Source organism: Microcystis sp. M53603_WE2 (genome assembly GCF_030065435.1).
In genome coordinates, this window is sequence record NZ_JASJFF010000578.1 from 1 (window position 1) to 4334 (window position 4334).

A 4334-nucleotide genomic window follows, 5' to 3' on the forward strand; every position below is an offset into this window, starting at 1 on the left:
AATCACCTCATCGAGTCCTAAAAGGGGACGAACATCTGTACCTAAAGGGAGATTTTCCTGGCTAAAAATGTGGATTCCTTCAGAATCTTTAGTTAATCCTAATTCTGCGAGGGAACAGATCATCCCTTCCGATTTTACCCCGCGCAATTTAGCCGGTTTAATCGTTAAATTGATTTTGGGTAAATAAGTTCCCAAAGTAGCCACAGGAACTAGAATATCAGCCCTAGCATTGGGCGCACCACAGACAATTGTACTAGGGTTTTCCTGACCGATATCCACCTGACAGACACTTAATTTATCTGCATTGGGATGGGGTTGGCGATCGATAATTTTACCAATAACCACACCCTTTGCCCATTCTCGGCGATCCTCGATCTCTTCCACTTCTATTCCCGCAATTGTCAATAATTCGGCTAATTCTTGGGGAGATTGGGCTATTTTGACTAATTCTCGTAACCAGTTGATCGAAATCCGCATCGTTAATTCTTGCTTGCCGTTGGTTCTTAACTATTGTAAACGGGGGGTAGTCACCGCGACCGGGTTGGCAGGAAAATGATTGCTAGTCAAAAAAAGAGCCTCAAATGAGTTATAATACAAGGGTTTTATCGTAAAAATTGCAAATTTTATCTTTGATCCTAGCTATTTCAGTTGTTATCGGCAATATTGTAGGAGCCAGTAAAAATGACTCGGCTTTTTGAAAGTTTACAAATCAGTGGTTATCGTGGTTTTGAACAAATAGAACTGTCTTCTCTAGGACAGGTGAACATTTTTGTCGGTAATAATAATTCTGGCAAAACTAGCATTCTCGAAGCTGTTTCAATTGTTTGTAATCCCCTCGATCCCTTTCAGTGGCTAGAAGTGGCTCAACGTCGATTATATCTAGGCAGAACATTTTTAATGCGACCGGATTTGGAAGCAATTAAATGGGTTTTCTTTCGTCAGAATAATCTTGCTAGTAACCCATCCTATCAAGGACAAATTTCGATCAAGTGTACTGGAAATTCACCGATTAAAAATCTAGCAGCTAATCTCACCGATATTTACGGTGCGAGCAACGAAAAAGGCAACCCAGAAAAGTTCAATGATGATTCCACCGATTCGGAAACCGATCTGGTTATCAATGGGTTAGAATTAAGTGTTACCGCCCATATTTTAGAGCAAGGCAGTTTCCTTAGTATAGATAATGAACAAGTATTTCAGTTTTGGGAAAAAGAGCGCTTTATTCAAAGGAAACGACAAAAAATACTGGTGGAAAATGCCACCATATTTCCTGCTTATTTGTCCTCGGAACCAATTCTAGATAGACTATCCAAAATCATCCTAAAGGAAGAAAATAACAAAGATGACATCCTAGATTTAATTCGGTTATTTGACGAGGAAATCACCGACATACAAATACTTTCACCCAACAATAAACCAACTCTTTATATAGAACATAAACAGCTTGGTTTTGCTCCTCTCTATGTGTTTGGTGACGGATTTAAAAGAACCTTAGTTATGGTGCTGAGTTTGTTGACAATTACCGATGGGGTACTTCTAATTGATGAAATCGAGACATCTATTCATATTTCTGCCTTAAGTCGTGTATTTTCTTGGTTAATTAACACCTGTAATCAAAGAAGAATTCAACTTTTTGTAACTACCCATAGTTTAGAAGCAGTTGATGCCATGCTACAGTCAGAAAAGGCCATAGAAGACGTGGTAGCTTTTCGGTTAAATTCTCCAAGGGAAAAACCTCAAAGATTTTCGGGCGATTTATTGCATAGATTGCGTTGGGAACGCGGGTTAGATGTGAGGTAGAGATGGTGAGATACTGCTATATTGTTGTCGAAGGTCCCCAGGATGTCGAATTCTTAATTGGTTTACTTAAATTTTATGGCTTAAAGCGAGTTATTCATTTATCTTCATTGGATCAATTTTGGGAAAAACTTATCCCGAAAGGTTATCCAGTAGATGATGATTTAACCAAACGAGTACCAGTACCATCTTTTGTTCAAAATGAGCAATTATCAATCGCTTTACATAGTGCTATTGGCGATACACGCATAGCGCAAACCATCGAAGAAAGTCTCAAGTTTATTCAACCTTCACAGCTTTTTAGTGTGGGGATTTTTGCCGATGCTGATTACAGGGAAACACCTCAAGAAAGGTTCAATAAACTAATTACTAAGTTATCGGATATTGACTTACCAAATTTGCTACCACCTTCTCAAATTGGTCAAGTTAACAATCATTCGCCTCGCTGTGGTATTTTCATCGCTCCTAACAATCGTGAGCAAGGAACTTTAGAAGATATTCTCCTCGAATGTGCTAAGATAAATTATCCTGATTTACTCAATCTTTCTCAAACCTACATAGAAAGTATTGACAGGAATCAGTTAACTAAAAATGATCTCGAAGATTTTAAAAAACCAGCAGGTGAAAAGAAAGCAATTATATCCAGTATTAGTAGTATATTAAGACCGGGTAAAGCCCTACAAGTTTCCCTACAAGATAATCGCTGGCTAGATGAGAAAATCCTAGAATTAGAGAGCATCAAGCTTATTAAAAATTTCCTTGAGCAAATTATCGGACTTTGAGAAAAAAAAGATAATTGAATAGCTGCTATCGAAATTATCCCCATCTCCCCTAAAAACAAGCTATCCTAAAGATTGCCATACCGTTGCGATTCTATCCGTGCCTTACTATTCCCAATATCCCGACGCTTTTACTCCCAGTTATCTGAGCGAACTACAAGGACAGATTCTCGCTTGTCCCCACTTCACAGTTAACAATTTAAATCGAGATTTCGTTAAAACCAAAGGCTTTTCTATCGCTTTTCGACGCACACAAATCAGCGAAGTCGAACGAATGTTTCCCTATTTTAAACCCTATCTCGATCGCAGTTTACAAGCTGACTGCAACGCTTTTTATCTTAACCCCTTACTCCTACAAACCGGTTCACGCGTCGATCCCCATATCGATCGCTCCCTGCGCTCCTATTGTAAAACTATCGATCCCCCGCTCCTAGTTAGCGTCCTTTATGTGCAGGTTCCTAGGGATATTCAAGGGGGGGAACTGGTACTAGCAACAGGCAATCGTTCCGTGGCCCAGATTCGTCCTTGTGCTAACACCCTGATCCTCTTTCAAGGAGATCTCACCCATTCAGTTAATCCCGTTAGCTGTTCTGGTATTCGTCTGAGTCTTGTCTGCGAACAATATCGTTTAGATGCCGAAGAATTGCGAGAGATTCCCGAAATGCAGATAGAATCGCGAACCATAAAACCAGAAAAGAAAAAAAAGAAAGATCGGGTCGTTGCCCTACAATAAAAGGGCATTTTTGTAAAGATATTCTAGATGGTGATGCGCGAACCGATCGTCGAATTAAGGGGAGTAACCAAAGCTTTCGGCAAGAAAGTAATCTTAAATAACGTCGATCTGAAAGTGTACGAAGGGGAAGCGATCGGCGTGATCGGTCCGTCCGGGACGGGAAAATCGACGATTTTGCGCTTAGTCGCCGGATTACTGGCCCCCGATCGAGGAGAAGTGTACATCTACGGCACAAAACGGCAGAGAACCGTAGAACAGGGGGAAGATCCCCTCGGTGTTGGTCTAGTTTTCCAACAATCGGCCCTTTTTGACTCCCTCACCGTCGGGGAAAATGTCGGTTTTGCTCTCTATCGCAACTCAAAGCTAAAACGAGCCGAAATCCGCGATTTAGTGGAAGAAAAACTGGATTTAGTGGGAATGTCCGGTTCCTACGACCTCTATCCCTCTGAAATATCCGGAGGGATGCGAAAACGCGTCAGTTTAGCCAGAGCAATTATCAGCGATCCCTCGATCGCCGCCGATCGACCGAACATTCTCCTTTACGATGAACCCACTGCCGGACTCGATCCGGTTGCTTCTACCCGCATCCAGACGGTAATTATGGAACTTCTCAAGGTAAAAAAAGCCTGTGGGGCCCATCTCATTGTCACCCACGTCCATAGCACCATCGAAAATACCACCGATCGCATCGTTTTTCTCTATAAAGGTCAATTTCAATGGGTTGGACCGACTCAAGAGGCTTATCACTCCGAAATCCCCGTACTCAAGCAATTTTTTACCGGCAGTATCGACGGACCAATTCAGTGATCAGTCAATTGAGGGAAGTGGGGTGTGGGGCGTGGGGTGTGGGGTGTGGGGCGTGGGGTGCGGGGGGTGGGGGGGGGGGGGGGGGGGTGGTGGTGGGGGGGGGGGTGGGGGGGGGGGGGGAGGGGGGGGGGGGGGGGGAAGGGGGGGAGGTGTGTGGGGGGGGGGGGAAGGGGGGAGGGGGGGGGAGAGAGGGGAGGGAGGGAAGGGAGGGGATGAGG

The 4334-nt window shown here is 43.3% G+C and carries 6 protein-coding genes; 4 read left to right on the forward strand and 2 right to left on the reverse strand.

Translation table 11 applies throughout. The features are described from left to right. A partial coding sequence (gene ytpR / locus PX481_RS12145) for a YtpR family tRNA-binding protein (protein WP_353852192.1) occupies positions 1 to 477 on the reverse strand: 477 nt, incomplete at its 3' end. 204 nt (positions 478 to 681) lie between these two features. Here ytpR and PX481_RS12150 point away from each other — a divergent pair. The 4 genes from PX481_RS12150 (at position 682) to PX481_RS12165 (ending at position 4116) form a co-directional block, all read left to right on the forward strand. Continuing rightward, a complete protein-coding gene (locus PX481_RS12150) occupies positions 682 to 1800 on the forward strand; it encodes an AAA family ATPase (RefSeq protein WP_288094647.1) in 1119 nt (372 codons plus the stop codon). Positions 1801 to 1802: 2 nt separating this feature from the next. Then, positions 1803 to 2579 carry a DUF3226 domain-containing protein gene (locus PX481_RS12155; protein WP_147071999.1) on the forward strand — a complete coding sequence of 259 codons (777 nt, stop codon included), beginning with the start codon at positions 1803 to 1805 and terminating at the stop codon, positions 2577 to 2579. Positions 2580 to 2676: 97 nt separating this feature from the next. Further along, positions 2677 to 3309: a 2OG-Fe(II) oxygenase gene (locus tag PX481_RS12160; protein ID WP_185238018.1), complete on the forward strand. Its 633-nt coding sequence runs from the start codon at positions 2677 to 2679 to the stop codon at positions 3307 to 3309. A 27-nt stretch (positions 3310 to 3336) separates the two neighbouring features. After that, positions 3337 to 4116, forward strand: a complete 780-nt coding sequence (locus tag PX481_RS12165; protein WP_002763710.1) for an ABC transporter ATP-binding protein — start codon at positions 3337 to 3339, stop codon at positions 4114 to 4116. A 4-nt stretch (positions 4117 to 4120) separates the two neighbouring features. Here PX481_RS12165 and PX481_RS12170 read toward each other — a convergent pair. Beyond that, a partial coding sequence (locus PX481_RS12170; protein ID WP_288094648.1) for a hypothetical protein occupies positions 4121 to 4334 on the reverse strand: 214 nt, incomplete at its 5' end.